Here is a 2,981-nt window from a genome sequence, read left to right as displayed (position 1 = left end):
TTCCCTCAGGCGGTGCTGCCTCAGTGGGCGTGGCCGTGGCCGTGGCCCGCGGCGGCCGGCTCCTCCTCTTCCTTCTTCTCGACGACCAGGGTCTCGGTCGTGAGGAGGAGGGAGGCGATGGAGGCGGCGTTCTCCAGGGCGGAGCGGGTGACCTTGACCGGGTCGATGACGCCGGCCTTGACCAGGTCGCCGTACTCGCCGGTGGCGGCGTTGTAGCCGCTGCCCTTCTCGAGCTCGGCGACCTTGGAGACGATGACGTAGCCCTCAAGGCCGGCGTTCTCGGCGATCCAGCGCAGCGGCTCGACGGCGGCCTTGCGGACGACGGAGACACCGGTGGCCTCGTCGCCCTCCTTGCCGAGGTTGCCCTCGAGGACCTTGACGGCGTGGACCAGCGCGGAGCCACCACCGGAGACGATGCCTTCCTCGACCGCGGCGCGGGTCGCGGAGATGGCGTCCTCCAGACGGTGCTTCTTCTCCTTCAGCTCCACCTCGGTGGCGGCGCCGACCTTGATCACGCACACGCCGCCGGCCAGCTTCGCGAGGCGCTCCTGGAGCTTCTCGCGGTCCCAGTCGGAGTCGGTGTTCTCGATCTCGGACTTGATCTGGGCGACGCGGCCCTGGACGTCCTCGGAGCTGCCGGCGCCGTCGACGATCGTGGTGTCGTCCTTGGTGACGGTGACGCGGCGGGCGGAGCCGAGCACGTCGATGCCGACCTGGTCGAGCTTGAGGCCGACCTCCTCGGAGATGACCGTGGCGCCGGTGAGGACCGCCATGTCCTGCAGCATCGCCTTGCGGCGGTCGCCGAAGCCGGGGGCCTTGACCGCGACGGCGTTGAACGTGCCGCGGATCTTGTTGACGACCAGGGTCGACAGGGCCTCGCCCTCGACGTCCTCGGCGATGATCAGCAGCGGCTTGGAGGCACCCGCCTGGATGACCTTCTCCAGCAGCGGCAGCAGGTCCTGGATGGAGGAGATCTTGCCCTGGTTGATGAGGATGTAGGGGTCCTCCAGGACGGCCTCCATGCGCTCCTGGTCCGTCACGAAGTACGGCGACAGGTAGCCCTTGTCGAAGGCCATGCCCTCGGTGAAGTCCAGCTCCAGACCGAAGGTGTTGGACTCCTCGACGGTGATGACACCGTCCTTGCCGACCTTGTCCATCGCCTCGGCGATGAGCTCGCCGACCTGCTGGTCCTGGGCGGACAGCGCGGCGACGGCGGCGATGTCGGACTTCTCGTCGATCGGACGGGCCGAGGCGAGCAGATCGTCGGAGACGGCCTTGACGGCGGCGTCGATGCCCTTCTTCAGGGCGGCCGGGGAGGCGCCGGCGGCGACGTTCTTCAGGCCCTCGCGGACGAGCGCCTGGGCGAGCACGGTGGCGGTGGTGGTGCCGTCACCCGCGATGTCGTTGGTCTTGGTCGCCACCTCCTTCACCAGCTGCGCGCCGAGGTTCTCGTACGGGTCATCGATCTCGACCTCACGGGCGATCGTGACACCGTCGTTGGTGATGGTGGGGGCGCCGAACTTCTTGTCGATGACGACGTTGCGGCCCTTGGGACCGATCGTCACCTTGACCGTGTCGGCCAGCTTGTTGACGCCGCGCTCGAGGGCGCGACGGGCGTCCTCGTCGAACTTCAGGATCTTCGCCATGACAGCGGGAGCCCTCTCGGAAATCTGTGGGTGAACGACGCTGCGCCCCGGGCGCCCGGCCGATCAATGGTCGCGGGGGGCCAGGGGCGCAGCTCGAAATACTCTGAGGTGGGTTACTTCTCGATGATCGCGAGCACGTCGCGAGCCGAGAGGACGAGGTACTCGTCGCCGTTGTACTTCACCTCGGTGCCGCCGTACTTGCTGTACAGCACGATGTCGCCGGTCTTGACGTCGAGCGGCAGGCGCTCGCCGTTCTCGAAGCGGCCCGGGCCCACGGCCAGGACGACGCCCTCCTGGGGCTTCTCCTTGGCGGTGTCCGGGATGACCAGGCCAGAGGCCGTGGTCTGCTCGGCGTCCAGCGGCTGGACCACGATGCGGTCCTCGAGCGGCTTGATGGCAACCTTGGAGCTGGCGGTCGTCACGATCCGACCTCCCCCTTCGGAGATCTCACGGGGTTAACTGTCTGAGGTGGCGACCAGGTCGATCCGTCGTCGCGGGTGCCGGACCTGCCCGTCGCGTTGTTGGCACTCTCCAGGGGGGAGTGCCAGCCCTGAGACTATGACCGCGATTAGCACTCGGTCAAGCGGACTGCTAATCACGCGGGGCGCGGCGCCGGACATTCGTGTGGTTCACAGGCAGTCGCCCGGCCTCAGAGGTAGTCCTCCAACCTCCCCACCGTCAGGCCCTGCTCCTGGATGCGGCGCAGCAGCCCGGCCGTCGTCCGGGTCAGCGTGGCGCCCTTCGGCTGGTCCGGGCCCCGGATGGGAGTTCCCCCGCTCGAGTGAAGCCGGGAGTGGGGGAGGGCCAGGACGATGTCGCCGGGGCGGAGGCGGTTTTCGGCGGTGGGGCGGTGGTCTGTGATCCGCATGGACGCGCGCCACAGGACGACCGCGGAGATACCGCAGTCGGCGGCGGCGCGGAGCGTGGTGGTGTCGTAGGCGCCGTACGGCGGGCGGAAGAGGGTCGGGCGGATGCCGAAGCGCTGCCTGAGTTTGTTCTGCTGGCCGCAGATCTCGGCCCGCTGCCCCGCGTACGGCAGACCGCGCAGGGCGGTGTGGTCGAGGGTGTGGTTCTGGACGGTCGCGCCGACCGCGCGGAGCCGGGCGAAGTGGCCGTACCCCGGTCCCACGACGCTGTCCGTGAGGAACATGCTCACCGGAAGCCGCAGGTCACGGACCATGTCCACAAACCGCGGGTCCTTCTCGGCGCCGTCGTCGTACGTCAGGAACACCACCTTGTCCCGGGTCGGGACGCGATCGACGACGGGCGGCAGCCCGGGACCCGCGGCGCGGGGCGGCGGCGGACGGTCGGGGTTCGCCGGTGCGGGGGCGAGGG

Annotated in this window: 3 protein-coding genes; all 3 read right to left on the bottom strand. The window is 69.2% G+C overall.

Annotated elements, in window-relative coordinates:
- Window positions 1-20 precede the first annotated feature (20 nt).
- A complete protein-coding gene (groL, locus tag STRIP9103_RS04985) occupies window positions 21-1,646 on the bottom strand; it encodes a chaperonin GroEL (RefSeq protein ID WP_009299325.1) in 1,626 nt (541 codons plus the stop codon).
- Between the two features lie 113 nt (window positions 1,647-1,759).
- Window positions 1,760-2,068 (bottom strand): co-chaperone GroES, encoded by a 309-nt coding sequence (gene groES / locus STRIP9103_RS04980; protein WP_009299326.1) that lies wholly within the window; start codon window positions 2,066-2,068, stop codon window positions 1,760-1,762.
- 227 nt (window positions 2,069-2,295) lie between these two features.
- Window positions 2,296-2,981, bottom strand: a 686-nt coding sequence (locus tag STRIP9103_RS04975) for a polysaccharide deacetylase family protein (protein WP_009299327.1), incomplete at its 5' end; no start/stop codon positions are given.

This window comes from Streptomyces ipomoeae 91-03, assembly GCF_000317595.1.
GTDB classification, from domain to species: domain Bacteria; phylum Actinomycetota; class Actinomycetes; order Streptomycetales; family Streptomycetaceae; genus Streptomyces; species Streptomyces ipomoeae.
The sequence above is the reverse complement of the archived record's forward strand: the minus strand, read 5'-3'. Positions and strand labels throughout refer to the sequence as shown.

What these genes read in the sequence shown, in the direction of transcription:
- groL (WP_009299325.1), bottom strand. Translation starts at nt 1,646, where the DNA reads ATGGCGAAGATCCTGAAGTTCGACGAGGACGCCCGTCGCGCCCTCGAG.